The 19,595-nt window shown below is 46.0% G+C and carries 20 protein-coding genes; all 20 read left to right on the forward strand.

Going from position 1 to position 19,595, the window contains the following annotated elements; genetic code table 11:
- Window positions 1-54: 54 nt before the first annotated feature.
- The 20 genes from CYL18_RS05845 to CYL18_RS05935 all read left to right on the forward strand — a co-directional run bounded on the left by CYL18_RS05845 (window position 55) and on the right by CYL18_RS05935 (window position 19,588).
- A complete protein-coding gene (locus CYL18_RS05845; RefSeq protein WP_104848550.1) occupies window positions 55-429 on the forward strand; it encodes an NADH-quinone oxidoreductase subunit A in 375 nt (124 codons plus the stop codon).
- A complete protein-coding gene (locus tag CYL18_RS05850) occupies window positions 420-932 on the forward strand; it encodes a NuoB/complex I 20 kDa subunit family protein (protein ID WP_104848551.1) in 513 nt (170 codons plus the stop codon). Before CYL18_RS05845 ends, CYL18_RS05850 begins: the two co-directional genes overlap by 10 nt.
- Window positions 933-2,330: an NADH-quinone oxidoreductase subunit C gene (locus CYL18_RS05855; RefSeq protein ID WP_104848552.1), complete on the forward strand. Its 1,398-nt coding sequence runs from the start codon at window positions 933-935 to the stop codon at window positions 2,328-2,330.
- A gap of 3 nt (window positions 2,331-2,333) precedes the next feature.
- Window positions 2,334-3,434 (forward strand): NADH-quinone oxidoreductase subunit D, encoded by a 1,101-nt coding sequence (locus CYL18_RS05860; RefSeq protein ID WP_104848553.1) that lies wholly within the window; start codon window positions 2,334-2,336, stop codon window positions 3,432-3,434.
- Window positions 3,434-4,432 carry an NADH-quinone oxidoreductase subunit NuoH gene (gene nuoH, locus CYL18_RS05865; RefSeq protein ID WP_104848733.1) on the forward strand — a complete coding sequence of 333 codons (999 nt, stop codon included), beginning with the start codon at window positions 3,434-3,436 and terminating at the stop codon, window positions 4,430-4,432. The genes CYL18_RS05860 and nuoH overlap by 1 nt, the downstream gene beginning before the upstream one ends.
- A 13-nt stretch (window positions 4,433-4,445) precedes the next feature.
- Window positions 4,446-4,868 (forward strand): NADH-quinone oxidoreductase subunit NuoI, encoded by a 423-nt coding sequence (gene nuoI, locus CYL18_RS05870; protein ID WP_104848554.1) that lies wholly within the window; start codon window positions 4,446-4,448, stop codon window positions 4,866-4,868.
- Entirely contained in the window at window positions 4,865-5,377 is a 513-nt protein-coding gene (locus CYL18_RS05875) for an NADH-quinone oxidoreductase subunit J (RefSeq protein ID WP_104848555.1), read from the forward strand. The genes nuoI and CYL18_RS05875 overlap by 4 nt, the downstream gene beginning before the upstream one ends.
- Window positions 5,374-5,694, forward strand: coding sequence for an NADH-quinone oxidoreductase subunit NuoK (gene nuoK, locus CYL18_RS05880; RefSeq protein ID WP_104848556.1), 321 nt, complete (start codon window positions 5,374-5,376; stop codon window positions 5,692-5,694). The genes CYL18_RS05875 and nuoK overlap by 4 nt, the downstream gene beginning before the upstream one ends.
- 16 nt (window positions 5,695-5,710) lie before the next feature.
- The gene (nuoL, locus tag CYL18_RS05885; protein ID WP_104848557.1) at window positions 5,711-7,555 is read left to right on the forward strand and encodes an NADH-quinone oxidoreductase subunit L; all 1,845 of its coding nucleotides are present in this window, start codon (window positions 5,711-5,713) and stop codon (window positions 7,553-7,555) included.
- Window positions 7,552-9,021 carry a complex I subunit 4 family protein gene (locus CYL18_RS05890; RefSeq protein ID WP_104848558.1) on the forward strand — a complete coding sequence of 490 codons (1,470 nt, stop codon included), beginning with the start codon at window positions 7,552-7,554 and terminating at the stop codon, window positions 9,019-9,021. Before nuoL ends, CYL18_RS05890 begins: the two co-directional genes overlap by 4 nt.
- Before the next feature lie 6 nt (window positions 9,022-9,027).
- Window positions 9,028-10,539, forward strand: coding sequence for an NADH-quinone oxidoreductase subunit NuoN (gene nuoN / locus CYL18_RS05895; protein ID WP_104848559.1), 1,512 nt, complete (start codon window positions 9,028-9,030; stop codon window positions 10,537-10,539).
- A 489-nt stretch (window positions 10,540-11,028) separates the two neighbouring features.
- A complete protein-coding gene (locus CYL18_RS05900; protein WP_407984517.1) occupies window positions 11,029-11,262 on the forward strand; it encodes a DUF1146 family protein in 234 nt (77 codons plus the stop codon).
- An 81-nt stretch (window positions 11,263-11,343) separates the two neighbouring features.
- Window positions 11,344-12,048, forward strand: a complete 705-nt coding sequence (locus CYL18_RS05905; RefSeq protein ID WP_104848560.1) for a YwmB family TATA-box binding protein — start codon at window positions 11,344-11,346, stop codon at window positions 12,046-12,048.
- Between the two features lie 32 nt (window positions 12,049-12,080).
- Window positions 12,081-13,376: a UDP-N-acetylglucosamine 1-carboxyvinyltransferase gene (gene murA / locus CYL18_RS05910; protein ID WP_104848561.1), complete on the forward strand. Its 1,296-nt coding sequence runs from the start codon at window positions 12,081-12,083 to the stop codon at window positions 13,374-13,376.
- Between the two features lie 389 nt (window positions 13,377-13,765).
- Entirely contained in the window at window positions 13,766-13,930 is a 165-nt protein-coding gene (locus CYL18_RS19225) for a hypothetical protein (protein ID WP_161497083.1), read from the forward strand.
- A gap of 77 nt (window positions 13,931-14,007) precedes the next feature.
- Window positions 14,008-15,021, forward strand: coding sequence for a stage II sporulation protein D (spoIID, locus tag CYL18_RS05915; RefSeq protein ID WP_104848562.1), 1,014 nt, complete (start codon window positions 14,008-14,010; stop codon window positions 15,019-15,021).
- A 797-nt stretch (window positions 15,022-15,818) separates the two neighbouring features.
- Window positions 15,819-16,610, forward strand: a complete 792-nt coding sequence (locus CYL18_RS05920; protein WP_161497084.1) for a M23 family metallopeptidase — start codon at window positions 15,819-15,821, stop codon at window positions 16,608-16,610.
- Between the two features lie 393 nt (window positions 16,611-17,003).
- Window positions 17,004-17,270 (forward strand): sporulation transcriptional regulator SpoIIID, encoded by a 267-nt coding sequence (spoIIID, locus tag CYL18_RS05925; RefSeq protein ID WP_049669334.1) that lies wholly within the window; start codon window positions 17,004-17,006, stop codon window positions 17,268-17,270.
- A 304-nt stretch (window positions 17,271-17,574) separates the two neighbouring features.
- Complete coding sequence (mreB, locus tag CYL18_RS05930) at window positions 17,575-18,576, forward strand: rod shape-determining protein (protein ID WP_104848564.1); 1,002 nt, start codon at window positions 17,575-17,577, stop codon at window positions 18,574-18,576.
- 178 nt (window positions 18,577-18,754) lie between these two features.
- A complete protein-coding gene (locus CYL18_RS05935) occupies window positions 18,755-19,588 on the forward strand; it encodes a flagellar hook-basal body protein (RefSeq protein ID WP_104848565.1) in 834 nt (277 codons plus the stop codon).
- Window positions 19,589-19,595: the final 7 nt, after the last annotated feature.

Below are 19,595 nucleotides of genomic sequence, written 5' to 3' on the forward strand. Positions count from 1 at the left end.
TTGCATAATCAGAGAATCCTTGCCTAAAAAATACGAGAAATCGGAGGGGTAAAGATGGCATCGCTATATTGGTATCAGAACAATTACATAATCGTTCTGATTTTTTTGTGCCTAGGTATCCTGCTTCCGATCGTCGCGCTCACCATGGGGAAAATTCTTAGACCAAATAAGCCGACGGAGGCAAAGCGCGCCACCTATGAAAGCGGATTGGAGCCATTTCATGATTCAAGGGTCCAATTCAATGTGCGTTATTACATATTTGCGCTTTTGTTTGTTTTATTTGATGTAGAAACGGTATTCCTCTATCCATGGGCCGTAGCCTATGAGAAATTAGGCGTCTTTGCGCTTATTGAGATGTTGATATTTGTCTTCATGCTCATTCTTGGACTGGCATACGCCTGGAGAAAGAAGGTGCTCAAATGGAATTGAAACTTGATCAGCTTTCCGCACACGAAAAGGCCGAGCTTGAGCGAAACATTTTCTTTGCTACCCTAGAGCAAGTGAAGGGCTGGGCAAGAGGGAATTCGCTATGGCCATTAACATTTGGACTTGCCTGCTGTGCAATTGAAATGATGGCTGTCGGCTCTTCACATTATGATGTTGACCGTTTCGGCTCCTTTTTCCGTACATCTCCGCGTCAATCAGACGTGATGATTGTATCCGGAACCGTCACGAAGAAAATGGCCCCGATACTGCGCCGCCTATACGACCAAATGCCTGAACCCAAATGGGTAATCGCAATGGGATCATGCGCGACTGCTGGTGGTCCGTACGTGAAATCATACAGCGTAGTGAAGGGGGTCGACCAAATTGTCCCGGTCGATGTTTACATACCTGGCTGCCCGCCAAATCCAGCAGCATTGATTTATGGCATCAATAAATTGAAAGAGAAAATCGCTTATGAGGCAAAGACGGGGAAGAAGGTGATGTAGATGGGCCGACGCGATATCGAAGTGCTGAAAAGAATGGCGGAGGAGAATGCGAGGAAACGAGCAAAGAATAAACCCGCTGCTGAACCAAAAGAACCGCTAACCGAAGATGAACCTGCCTTATCGCAAGGGAGGACTGCATCCCTAGAGAGTCAAAAATCCGCAGCTGAGCCAAACGCCAATACCGAAGATCTGGTGAAGAAAAAAGCTGCCGCAGCCGCCAAGGCGAAAGCCGCCGCGCTAGCAAAGCAAAAGCGAATGACAGAAGAGGAGGGGTCGAGTACCTCCGACGACCTGGCGAAGAAAAAAGCTGCCGCAGCTGCCAAGGCAAAGGCAGCAGCGCTTGCCAAGCAAAAGCGAATGACAGAAGAGGAGGGGTCGAGTTCCACCACCGACGACCTGGCGAAGAAAAAAGCCGCTGCGGCCGCCAAGGCAAAGGCAGCAGCTCTAGCAAAGCAAAAGCGAATGACTGAAGAGGAAGGGTCGAGTACCTCCGACGACCTGGCGAAGAAAAAAGCCGCAGCCGCCGCCAAGGCGAAGGCAGCTGCGCTCGCAAAGCAAAAGCGAATGACCGAAGAGGAGGGGTCGAGTTCCACCACCGACGACCTGGCAAAGAAGAAAGCCGCTGCAGCAGCCAAGGCAAAAGCCGCCGCTCTCGCGAAGCAAAAGCGAATGACTGAAGAGGGAGGGGAGAACTCTTCCGATGACCTGGCGAAGAAAAAAGCTGCTGCAGCCGCGAAAGCAAAGGCCGCAGCTCTAGCCAAACAAAAACGCGATTCCGGGGAACCGGCAGATCTAGATAAAGAAAAGGCAAAGGCCATTGCCGCTGCCAAAGCGAAGGCGGCTGCAGCCGCTAAGGCTAAACAAAAGGGAGCAGACACTAAAGCGGCAGAGCCCGCTGCTGATATAGCCTTGCCATCCCCAAACCAGCCGATATTGGATACTTACAAGGCTATCATAGAGGGTGAGCTTGGAAATGATAGCTTAGAAGATTCCTATATTAATAAGCTTTCCAAGGATGTACCGACCCTAATCGTGAAAAGAGAGTCCTATCTGCCGCTTGTGACGTGCCTCCGTAATCATCCGAAGCTGCGGTTTGATTATTTAAGTGAAATTCACGGAACAGACTTTTTGGAGCATTTTGAAGTATATTTATATTTACAATCGTTGTTATTTAAACGGGATGTCGTCGTGAAGGTGAAGGTTGACCGAACGCATCCGGAGATTGAATCTGTGACACCGCTTTGGCCAGGGGCGAACTGGGCGGAATCGGAGGCGTATGATTTGCTTGGCATCCATTTCATCGGTCATCCGGATTTGAAACGCATTTTATTGGGCGAAGAGTGGCAGGGCTATCCGCTCCGCAAGGATTATGTCCAATATGATGATGTGGAGGTGTAGGCGATGATTCGCACAGAGGAAATGCTTCTAAATGTCGGGCCTCAGCATCCGAGCACACATGGAGTGCTGCGCATTGTCGTCAAGATTGACGGAGAGATCATCACGGAGGCGACACCTGTTATTGGCTACTTACATAGAGGGACGGAAAAGCTCGCGGAGGATCTTCAATATACGCAAATCATCCCGTATACTGACCGGATGGATTATCTATCTGCGATGACGAATAATTATGTGCTTTGTCATGCGGTTGAGACCATGGTGAACCTCGAGGTGCCGGAGCGCGCAGAATATTTGCGTGTGATGGCAATGGAGCTCGGCCGTATCGCAAGCCATCTCGTGGCTTGGGGCACATTCGTCCTCGACCTTGGAGCGACAAGTCCCTTCATCTATGCCTTCAGGGAAAGGGAGATGATCTTAAATTTTCTCAATGAGCTCTCTGGGGCACGCCTTACCTTCAACTACATGCGCATAGGCGGCGTGAAGTGGGATGCCCCAGATGGGTGGATTGAGAAGGTCGCTGCCTTCATCCCATATATGCGGGAGCAAATAGCGGGCTATCGTGATCTGGTCAGCGGTAATGAGATATTTCAGACGCGTGTAAAAGGAATCGGCATTTATTCGGCGGATGAAGCGATTGCCTATTCACTCAGCGGTCCTAACCTGAGATGCACAGGCATCGATCAGGATATTCGAAAGACAGCCCCATATTCCATCTATGAACGATTTCGTTTTAAAAGTGTTACACGTGAAACAGGGGATGTCCTGTCCCGTTATGAGATTCGTTTGGATGAGATGGAGGAATCCTTAAAAATTTTGGAACAGGCAATTGAGCAATTTCCTAAGAGTGGACCAGTGCTTGCCAAGGTGCCGAAGATTGTGAAGCCGCCAAAGGGAGAGGGCTTCGTGCGAATAGAATCACCGCGAGGCGAAATTGGCTGCTATATTGCAAGTGAGGGGAAGAAAGAGCCGTATCGGCTGAAATTCAGGCGTCCTTCCTTCTATAACCTTCAAATTCTGCCGAAATTATTAAAGGGTGAAAATATTGCGAACCTCGTTGCTATTTTAGGGGCCATTGATATTGTGCTCGGGGAGGTTGATGGATGATGGTACAGGATTTACTGACATCTGCTCCAAGCCTGGGGACGTTTGCTTTCTTTTTCATCACGGCGGTTGCATTTATGTTCGTTATTTTGGGCTTTGTCACATTCGCGATTTTGGCGGAGCGGAAGGTGATGGGCTATATGCAGCTCCGCCATGGGCCTAATCAGCTTGGGGGACACTTTGGATTACTGCAAACGGTGGCCGATGTACTGAAGCTCTTGATTAAGGAGGATACGGTACCGGCCATGGCTGACAAGCCGCTATTCAAGCTTGCGCCTATGATTGCCTTTGCACCGGCGATGATGGTCGTCGCAGTTGTGCCGTTTACTGATAAGCTCCAATTCGCGGACCTTGGCATCGGGCTTCTATATTACATTGCGGTCTCAAGTTTATCGACGGTTGGTGTACTTGCGGCTGGCTGGGCCTCAAACAATAAATACTCTCTCCTTGGGGGGATGCGGGCAGGGGCGCAGATGATATCCTATGAAGTGCCACTGGTGATGTCTGTTATCGGGGTTGTACTCTTGAGCGGGAGTCTTAATTTAAATGATATTGTTGCAGGGCAAGAGGGGCTTTGGAATATTATCAAGCAGCCAGTCGCCTTCGTTATCTTCTTTATTGCCGCTGTCGCAGAGCTGAATCGGGTTCCTTTTGACCTGTCAGAGGCCGAATCAGAGCTCGTCGCTGGCTTTCATGTGGAGTACTCCGGGTTCCGCTGGGCGTTCTTCATGCTGTCGGAGTATGTGTATATGTTCGCGATGGCGGCACTCACGGTTGTTTTATTCCTTGGCGGATGGCATGCGCTTCCGTTTCTAGATGTTATTCCCGGGGCGATTTGGTTCGCGCTGAAATGGTTTGCCGTAACCTTCTTCCTCATTTGGGTGCGAGTCACCCTGCCGCGTCTAAGAGCGGATCACTTAATGGAGTTTGGCTGGAAGGTGCTTTTGCCGCTTGCCCTCGTGAATATTTTCGTAACGGCCCTATTGTTGAAAATCATGTAAGGGAGGCTATCCAATGCTCGGTTTAGTCAAAGGCTTAAAATATACGCTCAAAAATTTATCAAAGGATAAAGTGACCTATGATTATCCAAATGAGCCAATCATGCTACCGGACCGGTTCCGCGGCATCCAGAAATTCTACCCGGAAAAATGCATCGTCTGCAATCAGTGCGTGAATATCTGCCCGACAGATTGCATCCATCTCACCGGCAAGAAGCATCCAGATGCAACAAAGAAGGGGAAGAAGATTATCGACACGTATGATATCAATTTTGAGATTTGTATTTTATGTGATTTATGCACGGAGGTTTGCCCGACTGAGGCGATCGTGATGACCAATAATTTTGAGCTCGCCGAGTACAGCCGGGATGAGCTGTTCAAGAATCTCCAGTGGCTCGACGAAAATGATGAGAATATTCGAAAGGTGAATCAGCAATGAGCGGGGAAGTCATCGCATTTATGATTTTAGGGTTTATGGCCGTCGCTGGGGCGGTGATGATGATCAATTTAACGAAGGTTATGCATATGATGATTGCCCTTGTGCTGACCTTCGTCAGCGTAGCTGGCATCTTCCTGCTCTTATCAGCGGAATTTGCCGCTGTCGTCCAGATTATGATTTACTCAGGCGCGATCACGATTATTATGCTTTTTGGGATCATGCTGACCAATCACCAGGATGAGAGCCCATCAAAGGTTCGCCCGCTCGGTAAGGCGATGATTCTATTGGGGATTCTCGGCTTTGCCGCCGTGGTATATGCTGGAATCTATAATCTTGACTTTGGGACTGTGGCAGGACGGTTGCATGCGGATAATACGGAGAAGATTGGCATCTCGATATTCAGTGAGTATGTGATTCCATTTGAGCTCTTATCCGTGCTGCTGCTTGTCGGGCTTGTCGGTGCCATTGTTCTCGCCAAAAAGGATGAAAAGGAGGAGGGGGATTCATGAGTACGGTGCCACTTCCAGCCTATTTGACTCTGGCCTTGGTTTTATTTTGCATCGGATTGTATGGAGCATTGACGAAGCGGAACATGATCATGGTCCTCGTCTCGATTGAATTAATGCTTAATGCCGTCAATATCAACCTCATCGCTTTCAGTAAGCTTGGGCCCGCACCGGCTATCGATGGCCAGGTCTTTGCCTTGTTTGTGATTGCGGTGGCCGCGATTGAGGCGGCGGTCGGTCTTGCCATCTTGTTTGCCTTATACCGTAACCGTAAAACCGTCAATATCGACGAGATGAACAAGCTGAACCATTCTAGTTAGAAGGGGAAATGTATACATGATGGAGTTTGTGTGGGTCATCCCGCTAGTTCCCCTGCTGTCGTTTATATTGTTAATGCTTTTCGGTCAGAGGATGAGGCATTTGAGCGCCTATATTGGTACCGGCCTATTGGCCCTAACCTTTTTAGGAGCGGCACTCATTATGACCGAGCGCATCGATTCCCCGACATACCGTGCCTCTTTTGAATGGCTGAAGGTTGGGGACTTTCGCCTGACAGCAGGTGTTGAGGTCAATCAATTGAATGCATTGATGCTTGTGATTGTGTCACTTGTCAGTGTGCTTGTACATATATATTCCATCGGTTATATGAAGGGGGATGGGCGCATCGCGACCTTTTATGCCTATTTGGGCTTGTTCTCATTCGCGATGCTCGGCCTCGTCATATCGCCAAACCTTATCCAGTTATATATGTTTTGGGAGCTTGTGGGCTTAGGGTCCTTCCTCCTGATAGGGTTTTATTTCTATAAGGAATCTGCTCGTGATGCCGCAAAGAAGGCCTTCATCATGACGCGTATCGGGGATGTCGGGCTATTGATCGGAATCATTCTCTTATTCTGGCAGACTGGTACGTTTGAGATAAGCGCTATATTTGCAGAAGTAACCTCTGGCTCTGTATCAGAAGGGATGATCACTCTCATCGCAATTCTCATCTTCATTGGCGCCATTGGAAAATCAGGGCAATTCCCGCTTCATACATGGCTTCCAGATGCGATGGAGGGACCGACTCCGGTATCGGCACTCATCCATGCAGCGACGATGGTGGCAGCAGGGGTTTATCTAGTTGCGACGCTGTTTCCGCTATTTCTCGCGAGTGAAGCAGCCCTGCTGACGATTGCAGTCATCGGTGCTTTTACGGCCATCTTTGCAGCGCTGATTGCGATTGGCCAAAATGATATTAAGCGCATTTTAGCGTATTCAACAGTCAGTCAGCTAGGTTATATGATGCTTGCCCTTGGCTCCGCCGGTTATGTCGCAGGGGTCTTTCATCTGACGACACATGCCTTCTTTAAGGCGCTTTTATTCTTGGCAGCAGGCAGCGTCATTCATGCCATCAAGACGCAGAACATCCTTGATATGGGCGGTTTATTTTCAAAGCTGCGCCTGACCGGTTCGCTCTTTTTGATTGGGACGTTGGCATTGACAGGATTTCCGCTCCTTTCCGGTTTTTTCAGCAAGGATGAGATATTAGCTTCTGCCTGGAATGCGGGCCATCCTGTCTTGTTTGCTTTGGCGCTGATGACGGCTGTCTTGACGGCCTTCTATATGTTCAGGCTCTTCTTCTTGGTTTTTACAGGGCCATCAAAAACAGCTGCAAAGATTCATGAATCCCCCCGCAATATGACAATCCCGATGATGGTGCTAGGCGTACTGGCAGTCTTTGCGGGCTATCTCAATACACCATGGTTTGGGGAGTTTCTCGGAGAGTGGCTTTTAGAAGGGAATCCATATGTAGAAGCAGCCCATGTGGAGGCACCTGGCTGGATTGCTCTCGTTGCAACTCTTGCCTTTTTGGCTGGAAGCTTTGGGGCGTATTGGCTCTATGGTAGAAAAGGGACCTCAGAAGGTGTTATGCCGGATCTGCTAGTGAATAAGTTTTATGTGGATGAAATTTACGCAAGGACAGCTCTACCGTTTGTTCAAGGGATCGGACATGTGCTTTCATGGTTCGATCGCTATATCATACAAGGAATCGGCTCACTCGTCAGCGGCGTCGTTTACAGGCTGGGCGCAAAGGGAGCCGATGCCGGAAATGGACAGATGCAGCTGTACGGAGCGGTTGCCTTTATTGGACTTACGGTCATTCTGGTCGTCTATGCACTGACAGGGGGGTATGTGCGATGATATTAATTTTGCTTGTTTTTTCGCCACTCCTGTTCTTGTTGGCTTTATGGCTCCTGCCGAAGGGGAATAGCCGCGTGCTTAAGCTAGTCGGTGTGCTTGGGACGCTGCCTCCGCTTTTGTTCTCACTGCTTATCGTCTTATCCGGGGAGAAATGGAGCAGCTTTACAGCTTATGCGGATTGGTTTCAGCTTGACAATACGGGTAATGAATTCAGTCAGATGTATGCCGTTCCGTTTGAACTTGGTATTGATGGATTTTCAATGGTGATGATTCTATTGACGGCAGTGTTGAGCATGCTCGCGGCAATTGCCTCTACTTGGCAAATCGGAAAGGAGTGGAGGGGATATTTCAGCCTCTTCTTGCTGCTGGAAATAGGGATGCTCGGCGTGTTCGCGGCTGAGAACTTGATTTTGTTCTTCCTTTTCTTTGAAGTGACGCTTGTTGCGACCTTCTTTTTGGTTGGCAAATGGGGAGGGTTTGATCGGGAGAAGGCCTCCTATCGTTTCTTAATCTACAATGGTCTAGGTTCAGCGATTTTGCTGTTCGTGATTGCTGTCTTATTCGCGAAGACGGGTACAGCCAATATTGAGATTTTGCAACAGATTTTATCCCTCGGCGGACAAACATTATTGTCCCCGATTAGCTCGGAATTAAAATATGCCCTCCTCATCGCCCTGCTAGTGGCCTTCGGCATTAAACTGCCAATCTTCCCGCTTCATTCATGGGTATTGAAGGTCCACGTGGAAGCGCCCCCGGCTGTGGTTATGCTCCATGCCGGAATCTTGCTGAAGATTGGCGCCTATGGCTTGATTCGTTTCGGCGTTGGGCTGTTTCCAGAGGAGTTCAGCCACGTTTCCTTCTGGGTGATCCTGCTTGGGGTAGTCAACCTTCTGTATGGAGCCTTTCTGGCGCTCGTTCAGACCGATTTCAAGCTGATGCTGGCATATTCCTCGGTCTCTCATATGGGAATTGTCCTCATGGGGATTGGCGCCTTGAATGATGCTGGCATGCAGGGGGCAGTATTCCAGGTCGTGTCCCACGGTCTGATTGCGAGCCTGTTCTTCCTCTTGGTGGGGGTCATGCAGAATCGTTTTCATACGACCGATATGCGGAAGCTGGGCGGACTGTGGAATGGAATGCCGGTTTTCTCAGGGCTCCTGCTGACGGCAGGAATGGCATCGCTTGGCTTACCTGGCTTATCCGGATTCATCAGTGAATTCCTCGCGTTCCTCGGCGTGTTCGAGGAGGAAGCCGTCCTTGGCGCGATAGGGACACTTGGAATTATTTTGACAGCTGTGTATATACTCCGGGCCGTGCTTAAGATGACATTTGGGCCTGCTCAAACAAAAGCGCGAGATCTTCGCTTAATTGAATGGATGCCGGCAGCAGTGCTGGTAGGTATTATTGTGCTCATCGGTGTTTATCCGTCCATCCTTGAGCGCGCGATTTCAGGAATGGGGGGGTGAGGCGGAATGGATATGGATACCCTGCTTTCATTTAACTGGAGCTTGATGGTTCCGGAATTTATTATCCTTGCTGCGGCTGTTCTGCTCTCCATTCTTGATCTTGTGATGCCGAGGGAGATAGGGAGAAGAGTCCTCGGCTGGTTTGCCTTTGTGAGCGTGCTCCTTGCTTTAGCGGTGGTGGTAGGGCTGACCTCAGCGGAAGCTGGCTCGATTCTTTATGATACCTTCGTGCTGGACGCCTTTGCCAAAGCCTTTAAGATCGTCTTGCTGATAGGATCTGCCTTAGTGCTATTGCTGGCGATCGATCACCAGCCCTCAGCAGGCATGAAGCCTTACCAAGGAGAGTTCTATTACCTCTTCCTTACCGCGCTTTTAGGCGGGATGATGATGACATCGAGTGCGGACTTAATCACGCTCTTCGTCGGGCTTGAGCTGCTCTCCGTTTCATCCTATATATTAGCTGGGATGAGAAAGCACTCAATTAAATCTACAGAAGCAGCCATGAAATATGTCGTTAATGGAGGCATCTCTACGGCGATTGTCCTGTTTGCAATGAGTTATCTATACGGTCTTGGCGGAACGACAAACCTGTATGAGCTCAGCAACCAATTCGCGATTGAGACGAATGAGCAATATCAATATATAGCGGGCCTTTCCTTCTTCATTTTGCTAGTCGGCTTATCATTCAAGCTGGCAACCGTCCCATTCCATATGTGGGCGCCAGATGTGTATGAGGGATCACCAACACCGGTTACCGCATTCTTGAGCATCGTCTCAAAGGCTGCCGGGTTCGCTCTGCTCCTGAGGATGCTCGTGACTGTCTATATGACAGCGACTGTAGATTCAATTGGATTTCTCTCCATCTTTACGGCGAATGATCAATATATCGCAGTGCTGGCGGGAATAACAATGCTGGTCGGAAATATGATCGCCTTACGCCAAAGAAGCTTGAAGCGAATGCTTGCCTATTCAAGCATCGGGCATGCAGGCTACTTGCTTGCTGCAGTTGCAGCCTTTGGCCAATATACGATTGAGGCTCTGTGGTTTTATTTAATCGCTTATGTGTTCATGGTTGCCGGTGCCCTTGCCATTGTCCAATTTGTCGTCGGTGACAAGGATGATGATGTGTATGCCATGGCCGGCTTATATAAACGAGCCCCATGGCAAGCTGTGTCGATGACGATTTTCCTTCTGTCTCTTGCTGGAATTCCATTGACAGCCGGCTTTATTGGGAAACTCAATATTTTTGTCAGCTTTTTCGCTAAAGAGAACGGGAATTACATCCTGGCGGCTATCATGCTGATAGCGACGATCATTTCTTATGTGTTCTACTTCAATGTCATGGTTCATATGTTTGCCCGTCCGGGTGAAAAGCGGCGTGAGAGTTCGCTCTCCCTGCCAATGGGGCTTGCGATTGGTTTTTGTTTAGTGGGAACGCTTGCTCTCGGGCTATTCCCAAATGTCCTGCTTGATTTTTATCAGGGGAATTTTGCGGATATGGTCAATTTATTGAGATAAGTATCTAAAACGAGTAGCTCGTCCGGCCGTGTGCTGGGCGAGCTTTTTTCTGTGGCTTGCTGCAGTGAATGAGTAGACTGTTTTCCCAATAGCATTTTGAATAACGAGGCAGATTCTAACGCCCCTGAAAAATTAAGCGTTGCATGCAGTAGAATTTCAGTCCTTTGTCAAAGGTACAATTTAGAATATCCCCCAAGTTTTTGATCACATGCAGCAATATAGATAAATGCACCATTTTCTCCAATCGTGACAAATTTGTTAACTAACGAATTTGTTAGAGTAAGAGGGAGAGGAATGGTTTACAATTATTAGGTGGTTGCATGTACCTTTTACGTCATTTTGGATGATATTGTTGATTTTGACACTTATTTCTGAGAATTAAGCAGATATTTGAAGAAATTAGTCGATAAATTGTAGAAAAAGAGGAAGATGGGAATTAAATATGTTACACTGTTATCGTATATCTTGAGACAGGGAAGGGAAATGATCATGAGTAGTTTTGGATTACAGGCGTTAATCAGTATCCTCAGTCATTTATTTTTCATCGGAGTGACATGGTGGGCGCTTCAGGCAATCCATTTCGACAAGCTGCTTCGGGCGGGCCGGGTAATTCAAGCAAGAGTGCTGTATATTTTGCTGACTATCGCGATTGGTTCGAGTGTGAGCGGGTTTTTCCTGACTTATTTGGGATATTCCAGACAGTTACCACTTTTATTTGAGTAAATGTCAGATGATGACGAACGGATTTATGTATTTACACACCTTTCATAGGGGCAAACTATCTCTATGGGGAGAGTGAGGTAAATGCTTAAAAAAGTCGTATTACCTGTAATTGTTGGTTTGATGCTTTTATATGTAGGGAATAAAACGACAGAAGCTTTGGTTATGAATGATTTGGAAAAAATCGTAAACGGAGTTTTTGAGATAAATCCAGACGCAGATGTATTAGGCTGGACTATCTTAGCACGCTCAACTTCAGATGGAGACCTAGCTGAGATGGCATTAAGTCTTAAAGACGAGTACCCTGGCTACGTGTGGACCAAGGAGAATACTTCTGACTACATAGCTTGGACTGGCAGTTCGCTCAATAAGGAATTGGATGTAAGTACTACAATAAAATTAATGTCTGGTGAACATGATGAAATCACAATTTTGTACTCTATTCAAGGTGAGAAGTGGTCAAACGGGCATGCAGCTTTCATTCGGAAAGAACTGAAAACCGGGAAGAAAGGTTTATTTAAAAATGAACCTGATTATTTCGCTTGTCTAAAGGTGAGAACCGGTGATACTATGAATGAGGCTGTTTATAAAAACTGGATGAAATTATTTGATGCAAAGTCAGTGGAAAGTGCTGTAGAGAGCGATTTCGTATCAATTTCTGCTAACAGCAAACAATTTAAAAATATGCTGCCAAATGGGGCTAACCTCCAGCTTGCGTTTCGTAAAACAGCTGAAGAAGCAGGAACAATGGTCACCATTGGCACACCGATAATAGCATTTGAATACTAATATAGAGAAATTGAACGCGGAGGGGAATAAATTTGGAAAAAATCATTGTCCGCGGCGGAAACAGGTTAGAGGGTACAGTTCGAGTAGAGGGTGCTAAAAACGCCGTTTTACCTGTATTAGCTGCAACATTATTAGCAAGTGAAGGAAAAAGCGTTCTTAGAGACGTTCCGGAGCTATCCGATGTATATACGATTAACGAAGTCATCCGAAATTTAAATACAGAAGTAACTTTCAGTAATAATACAGTAACCGTAGATGCTTCAAAGCCATTATTTGATGAAGCGCCGTTTGAGTATGTACGTAAAATGCGTGCATCTGTCCTAGTAATGGGATCTCTTTTAGCGCGTAACGGGAAAGCACGCGTAGCCCTTCCAGGCGGCTGTGCGATTGGGTCTCGCCCAATTGACCAGCATTTAAAAGGATTCGAAGCAATGGGCGCAAAGGTTAAAGTCGGCAATGGATTCATCGAAGCAGAGGTTGACGGTCGTCTTAAAGGCGCTAAGATTTATTTGGACTTCCCAAGTGTGGGTGCGACGGAAAACATTATGATGGCTGCTGCTCTTGCCGATGGTGTAACGATTATTGAAAACGTTGCGAAGGAGCCTGAGATCGTTGATTTAGCTAACTATCTGAATAAGATGGGCGCGAAGGTCAAAGGCGCAGGTACAGCGACAATCCGTATCGAAGGTGTAGACAAACTTTACGGTGCAGAGCATCATATCATTCCTGACCGTATTGAAGCTGGTACATTCATGGTTGCTGCGGCAATTACAGGTGGAAATGTATTAGTACAAGGAGCCGTTTTAGAGCATTTATCATCCCTCGTTGCCAAAATGGAAGAGATGGGTATTATTGTTCAAGAAGAGAAAGATGGTCTTCGTGTAATTGGTCCAGATATCATGAAAGCTGTGGATATCAAAACGATGCCACACCCAGGTTTCCCGACAGATATGCAATCACAAATGATGGCCCTATTGCTTCGTGCAAAAGGCACTAGCATGATTACGGAAACGGTCTTTGAAAACCGCTTCATGCATGTAGAGGAGTTCCGCCGCATGAATGCTGATATCAAGATTGACGGACGTTCTGTCATTATTTCTGGTGATGCGAATCTGCAGGGTGCAGAGGTTTCTGCCACAGATTTGCGTGCTGCCGCTGCCTTGATCCTATCCGGATTAGTGGCTGAAGGCGTGACTCGCGTAACAGAGCTTAAGCATCTTGACCGTGGATATGTGAACTTCCATGGCAAATTGGCTGCTTTAGGCGCAGATATTGAGCGAATCAATGAAACAAAAGAACAAACCGAAATTATCGCTGAAAATGCTTAATTTTATTCATAGCAAATGATTGAAAAAGCCAGGCTCATGGTCTGGCTTTTTTGCGTTTGCTTGTTCCATTGTATGAGAATACAATCTTGATTATACAAATCAACTTATACACAGTTACCCACAGGACAACTCACAAGCTTTCAACAAGTTATGCACATTATTGACAATGTTATACACATGTTTATCCACATATCCATATAAGAAAATGATCATTTCATAAAATAAACCTTCATACATCAAGAAATAGAGTAAAAAAATTGTAGCATTTCGTCTAAAAATATTTTTCCACGGATTATCCACAGACTTATGCACACGCTGTTGATAATGGGGATAATTGTCCGAAAATAATGAAAGTTTGATAGACTAGAAGAAAAAGGAGGTGAATTAGAATGAAGAATTTAGATACCAGTCTTTTACTCAAGATTATTGTTTTGCTTGTCCTTGGCATCATCATTTTTAAGCTAGTGAATGTGCTGTTGAACCTCATTCTAGCTGCTGCTTTTGTGCTCATTCTCCTTAGCCTCTATCGGGATTATCAAAAACGAAACCGTTAAACCTGTACATATTCCCTTGAATCAGTTCATACATATGAAGAGTATTGGATAACTGAATAGAGGGGAGATAGCCATATATGAAGCATTGGAAGCCAGTCCTTTTCACACTCACCATCATCGGTATCGTCGTCATACTAATCCCAGCTCTCCTGGTGGTGCCTTTCTCAGGTCAGTTAGAAACCGCCGCTGAACCAGAGCAGCTCCCTAAAGTAAAGCAAAAGAAGGAGGATCCAGTGGCCAGCATCAATGTATTCCGAAATCAAACAAATACGGTCGAAACAGTCGATTTAGAGGATTATGTCGTGGGGGTCGTTGCCGCTGAGATGCCGTCAAGCTTTGAGATGGAGGCATTGAAGGCGCAGGCCTTAACCGCCAGGACCTTCGTGACCAAGACCCTCACCTCCCAAAAGAAGAAGGAGACTCCAGCCGATGCAGATATCACGGATACGGTTAATGACCAAGTCTACTTGAGTGATGAGGAGCTGCGGGCACAGTGGGGCAATCAATATGAGGAACGGCGAAAAAGAATCCAGGAGGCTGTCCAAGCAACGAAAGGACAGATTCTGACGTATAAGGATGAATTAATCACACCATCCTTTTTCTCCACAAGTAATGGCTACACTGAGAATTCTGAGGATTACTGGCAAAACTCCCTGCCATATTTGCGCAGCGTCGAAAGTCCATGGGATAAGAAATCACCGAAATACCTTCAGGAAACAAAAATAGCTTTAAGCGAATTCGAGCGCTTGCTTGGCATCCAGATTGGAAGCAAGACCGATATTGGTCAAATCATCTCACGTACGGATGGAAAGCGCATTGCCCAAATAAAAATAGGAGGCAAGACGCTCACAGGCAAGGAAGTGCGTGAGAAGCTCAATCTCAAGTCAAGTGATTTCACCTGGTATCGCACGGGCAATCAGATTGTCATCACCACGAAAGGCTATGGCCATGGAGTGGGAATGAGCCAATACGGGGCAAACGGAATGGCACAGGAAGGCAAGACATATAAGGAAATCATCGCCCACTACTATAAGGATGTTACAATCAATGAGGCAACCGCATACCTGCCAACCATTACGGCGAAGAAATAAATAATGTTTTTTAGGGATTGAGGATGCTTCTATTCTCAATCCTTTGTTTTGGTATTTGGTCTCCATATAGAGGCTTTGATTTTCATAGTTGAGTCAAAGATGAGCCACTAGAAAAGTTTACTGCCGCAGTAGTCTCTCGTGTAGGATAAATATGTGTAGGGATGGTTCAACAGTTCTCATGCTCTTGCACTCCATTTGTAGGTGAAAGTTATTTTCAGCAGAATGGACTCGCTTTCCATGGGGTAAGTGCTGAGCCCCCTCGCCTTCGGCAGAGTGGTCTCAGCTTACTTACTTATCCCATAGGAGTCTCGCCCATTCTGCTGAAAATAGGTTTCTGCGACTAATTGAATTGTCCTATAAAAAATTAATTTGGCTCTCGACCTTACTCAATCTTAAAATGATATCAACAATAGAATATGCCGAAATAATCACAGTTCTTGCGAGCGAATTGATATACAAGGTTTAAGCATCCATCAGATTCACTAGTAGAGTATGCTTATTCGGCTAAGGTTGCCCCTGGTATTAATTTCGCATCCGCATCAAAATGCCCTTCTTACAATATACGGTTTCTTATCATGCGCATACAATTGAGAAGATTTAAACTAACCTGTTATATCGCTGGTGTTCTGAGTTTGGGTTTTCACAATAAGACCTGAACTTCTCTACTTGAAGGTGCGTGAAACGAATAGGATATTTTTTGCATAATTTCAACCGAACTAGCACAAACTAAAAATTTTTTCAGGCCTCATGTATATATTTTCTGAAAAGTGTTCAGAATGATGGCAGAGGTGATGAAAATGAGAGAGGAAGAAAAGAAACGATCTTCTCAGTTGTCAAAATGGAAAGGGATCACAAAGAAACGTTGGTTTTTGCCAGCACTTTATATTACTAGTGCTGCCGTCATTTTGACAGGAATTTTAGTGTACCAAGCTAGTGATGATGAATTCACGAAAGAGCTATCTGAGACAAGACAGAATATAACAAGCGAAGAATCAGAGCCATCCATTGAAGTCAACAATTCACTTGAGACTTTTACAATCCCAATGGCTGAAGCTGAATCTGCCGTCATCAAGAAAGAGTTCTATGATGTCAATGGTGATACGAAGCAACAAGAGGCATCACTCGTTTTTTATAATAATACGTATCAGCCAAATACCGGTATTGACTATGCGATGAAAGATGGCAAGGAATTCGAAGTCATCGCATCCATGAGCGGAAAAGTAGTCTCTGTTCAAGAAGATGCATTACTTGGAAACAGCGTGGTAATCGAGCATGACAAAGGCATGGAAACGCATTATTCTTCTATTACAGATATTGAAGTAAAAGAGGGAGAAAAGGTGAAGCAAGGCGAAACAATCGCGAAAAGCTCCACTAGCGGTATCAATGCTGAAGCTGGCAATCATGTACACTTTGAAGTAAGAAAAGACAACACAGCCGTCAATCCATTAGACTATCTGGACAAACCGTTAAGTTCATTAAAAGCTGACCAAGCAGAGAAGGAAGAAAAAGCAGCTGACCAACAGGATGAAAAAGGCAACGAATCTGAAGATAGCGGCAACATGGAAAACGGAGAAGAAACCGGTAACTAATTGTCAAATACCCTTGGGCGAATTCGCCTAAGGGTATTTTTATTCGACGCACTTCCATCTATTTCTCGGGAAATATCCTTGTCTTTATTTCATTATAAAGGCGAACATCAGCGATTTATGTCCTTGCCGGGCTTATGATTTAACAGGCGTTCTTTGAAAAAGAAATGGGCTATCTTGTCCTTATTGTGGATTTTGTGCATAAACATGGAACCAAGCTAATAAACTGTTACAAACCTGTATTAGAGGGAGAGGGCTCTCGAGGTGGGAATCGTTTTATTCTATCAGTGATCTAAGAAAAGTTGACACTCTGTCTATATGAGCATTCATTTCGTATCATAAGCCGCGAGTCTCTATCTCGTACTTCTCTTATTACAAATAGGGAGGGCGAGTGAATTGCACGATTACATCAAAGAAAGAACTATCAAGATTGGGAAGTATATCGTGGAAACGAGAAAAACTGTTCGCGTTATCGCGAAGGAGTTTGGGGTATCCAAAAGTACTGTCCATAAGGATTTGACGGAGCGACTTCCAGATATTAACGCAGAGTTGGCCAATGAGGTAAAGGAGATTCTTGATTATCATAAATCAATCAGGCATCTTCGCGGAGGAGAGGCGACAAAGCAAAAATATCGTAAGGCAGAGGAAGAACCGGTTCAATGAGGCTGTAGTATAAGGGTATGTTGAAGGGCCGGGTTGTCGGCCTTTTTATTATGGAATTGAGTTATCCACATTGTGGATAGTGTAAGTTTAGTGGAAATAAAAATCCTCCAACAAAGCAAAAATAAATCGTTTGACCTATTTACCACATTTCTTTATGTAAAACAACTCTTGAATTTGATTTTTTTCCCTAAATAGTCCAAAATTTTAAGTAGAAAGTTCCTTTTTTTCTACAAAATATGATAAAATTCTTAATTAGTACAGAAGTAGGGAACAGAAAGTGTTTCTTGAGGAGGATTATTCGTTTATGTTTTCGAGAGATATTGGGATCGATTTGGGCACGGCTAATGTGCTCATCCATGTGAAGGGGAAGGGTATCGTGTTGAATGAGCCCTCTGTTGTAGCAATTGATAAGAACACCAATCGAGTTCTTGCCGTTGGAGAAGAAGCGCGTCGCATGGTTGGACGGACACCGGGAAACATCATCGCGATTCGCCCGTTGAAGGACGGCGTCATTGCGGATTTTGATGTGACTGAATCCATGCTAAAGTATTTCATGAACAAATTGGAAGTGAAGGGCCTACTGACAAAGCCGCGCATCCTCATTTGCTGCCCGACGAACATCACAAGTGTAGAGCAGAAGGCTATCCGTGAAGCGGCCGAGAAGAGCGGCGGCAAGAAGGTCTTTTTAGAAGAGGAGCCGAAGGTAGCCGCTATTGGAGCAGGAATGGATATCTTCCAGCCAAGCGGTAACATGGTCATTGATATTGGCGGCGGAACAACAGATATTGCCGTTCTTTCCATGGGTGACATTGTTACGTCTGCATCCATCAAGATGGCCGGTGACAAATTCGATGCCGAGATTCTGAATTACATTAAACGTAAATATAAACTATTGATTGGTGACCGTACAGCAGAGGATATCAAGATTAAAGTGGCCACTGTATTCAAAGGATCCCGTGACGAGACAATTGAAGTTCGCGGCCGTGATATGGTGAATGGGCTTCCTAGAACGATTACCGTTGGTTCTCAGGAGATTGAGGAAGCATTGCATGAGTCCATCTATGTGATAGTCCAAGCGGCGAAGACAGTCCTTGAGCAAACGCCTCCTGAATTATCGGCTGACATCATCGATCGTGGTATCATTCTGACTGGCGGCGGCGCCTTGCTTCATGGCATTGAGCAGCTGATGGCTGAGGAATTGAAGGTTCCTGTCATTATCGCGGAAAATCCAATGGATTGCGTGGCTATTGGCACAGGTATCATGCTTGATAACATCGACAGAGTGACACGACGTAAACTAGTTTAATCAATAACTCCTTTAAGACCTGGCGGGACGGATCGCCAGGTCTTTTTTATTGGCTTCTTTAGAGCTTACAGTCATCAAAAAAATGAACGTACATGGATGCCTGCAAGAAATAGGTCAAAAGTCTGTGTCCGGACATCTCTTTATACCCGATATAAATAGATAGAAGAGAGGTGTCTGGATGTTTAAGGGATTTTACACAGCGGCGTCAGGAATGATCGCTCAGCAGCGGCGCACGGAATTGCTGACAAATAATTTGGCGAATGCGGAGACGGTTGGATATAAGGAGGATCAGACGAGTGTGCGTGCGTTTCCGGAGATGCTCCTAAACAGCTATGAGAGTGAGAAGATTCCTGTTGAGAAGTCCTTCAATATAAGTAAGCTGAGGAGTGTCGGGGCGATTAATACAGGTGTGTACCTTCAGGAGGCGATTCCCTCCTTCGCTCAGGGCAATGTAAAGGAGACCGAGCATAGTACTGATTTAGCGCTTATAGATGGCGGTCTGCCAATTGATGCGGAATCAGGAGAGCCTGGTACAGTCCTTTTCATGGTGGAATCAGCAAATGGCACTCTTTATACGAGGAACGGAAATTTCACGCTTGATGGAAGCGGCTATTTGACGACAGCGAGCGGTCAATACATATTAGATGAGAATGAAGAGAGGATCCAGCTTGGCTCTGTGGACTTCACTGTAACGCCTGAAGGATACATATCTGAGGATGGACAGCAGGTGGCGCGACTTGGCGTTGCGTTTAGTTCCAGCCCGCAAGGTGAGCTTATTAAAGAAGGTGAGGGGCTGTACCGTTTGAATGGAGGCCAGCTTCCTTCTGCTTATGAGACGGAGGATGTAAGCTTCACGATAAGACAGGGCGCGGTTGAACAATCGAATGTGGATTCGTCAAAGACGATGACAGAGCTGATGACAGCTTATCGGACGTTTGAGGCGAATCAAAAGATTATCCAGGCATATGATAAAAGCATGGATAAAGCGGTCAATGAGATTGGACGGGTATAGGAGGGTG

The sequence above is a fragment of the Pradoshia eiseniae genome (genome assembly GCF_002946355.1).
GTDB classification, from domain to species: domain Bacteria; phylum Bacillota; class Bacilli; order Bacillales; family Pradoshiaceae; genus Pradoshia; species Pradoshia eiseniae.

Coding starts and splice junctions, on each gene's coding strand:
- CYL18_RS05845 (WP_104848550.1), top strand. CDS start 55: ATGGCATCGCTATATTGGTATCAGAACAATTACATAATCGTTCTGATT.
- CYL18_RS05850 (WP_104848551.1), top strand. CDS start 420: ATGGAATTGAAACTTGATCAGCTTTCCGCACACGAAAAGGCCGAGCTT.
- CYL18_RS05855 (WP_104848552.1), top strand. CDS start 933: ATGGGCCGACGCGATATCGAAGTGCTGAAAAGAATGGCGGAGGAGAAT.
- CYL18_RS05860 (WP_104848553.1), top strand. CDS start 2,334: ATGATTCGCACAGAGGAAATGCTTCTAAATGTCGGGCCTCAGCATCCG.
- nuoH (WP_104848733.1), top strand. CDS start 3,434: ATGGTACAGGATTTACTGACATCTGCTCCAAGCCTGGGGACGTTTGCT.
- nuoI (WP_104848554.1), top strand. CDS start 4,446: ATGCTCGGTTTAGTCAAAGGCTTAAAATATACGCTCAAAAATTTATCA.
- CYL18_RS05875 (WP_104848555.1), top strand. CDS start 4,865: ATGAGCGGGGAAGTCATCGCATTTATGATTTTAGGGTTTATGGCCGTC.
- nuoK (WP_104848556.1), top strand. CDS start 5,374: ATGAGTACGGTGCCACTTCCAGCCTATTTGACTCTGGCCTTGGTTTTA.
- nuoL (WP_104848557.1), top strand. CDS start 5,711: ATGATGGAGTTTGTGTGGGTCATCCCGCTAGTTCCCCTGCTGTCGTTT.
- CYL18_RS05890 (WP_104848558.1), top strand. CDS start 7,552: ATGATATTAATTTTGCTTGTTTTTTCGCCACTCCTGTTCTTGTTGGCT.
- nuoN (WP_104848559.1), top strand. CDS start 9,028: ATGGATATGGATACCCTGCTTTCATTTAACTGGAGCTTGATGGTTCCG.
- CYL18_RS05900 (WP_407984517.1), top strand. CDS start 11,029: ATGAGTAGTTTTGGATTACAGGCGTTAATCAGTATCCTCAGTCATTTA.
- CYL18_RS05905 (WP_104848560.1), top strand. CDS start 11,344: ATGCTTAAAAAAGTCGTATTACCTGTAATTGTTGGTTTGATGCTTTTA.
- CYL18_RS19225 (WP_161497083.1), top strand. CDS start 13,766: ATGAAGAATTTAGATACCAGTCTTTTACTCAAGATTATTGTTTTGCTT.
- spoIID (WP_104848562.1), top strand. CDS start 14,008: ATGAAGCATTGGAAGCCAGTCCTTTTCACACTCACCATCATCGGTATC.
- CYL18_RS05920 (WP_161497084.1), top strand. CDS start 15,819: ATGAGAGAGGAAGAAAAGAAACGATCTTCTCAGTTGTCAAAATGGAAA.
- mreB (WP_104848564.1), top strand. CDS start 17,575: ATGTTTTCGAGAGATATTGGGATCGATTTGGGCACGGCTAATGTGCTC.
- CYL18_RS05935 (WP_104848565.1), top strand. CDS start 18,755: ATGTTTAAGGGATTTTACACAGCGGCGTCAGGAATGATCGCTCAGCAG.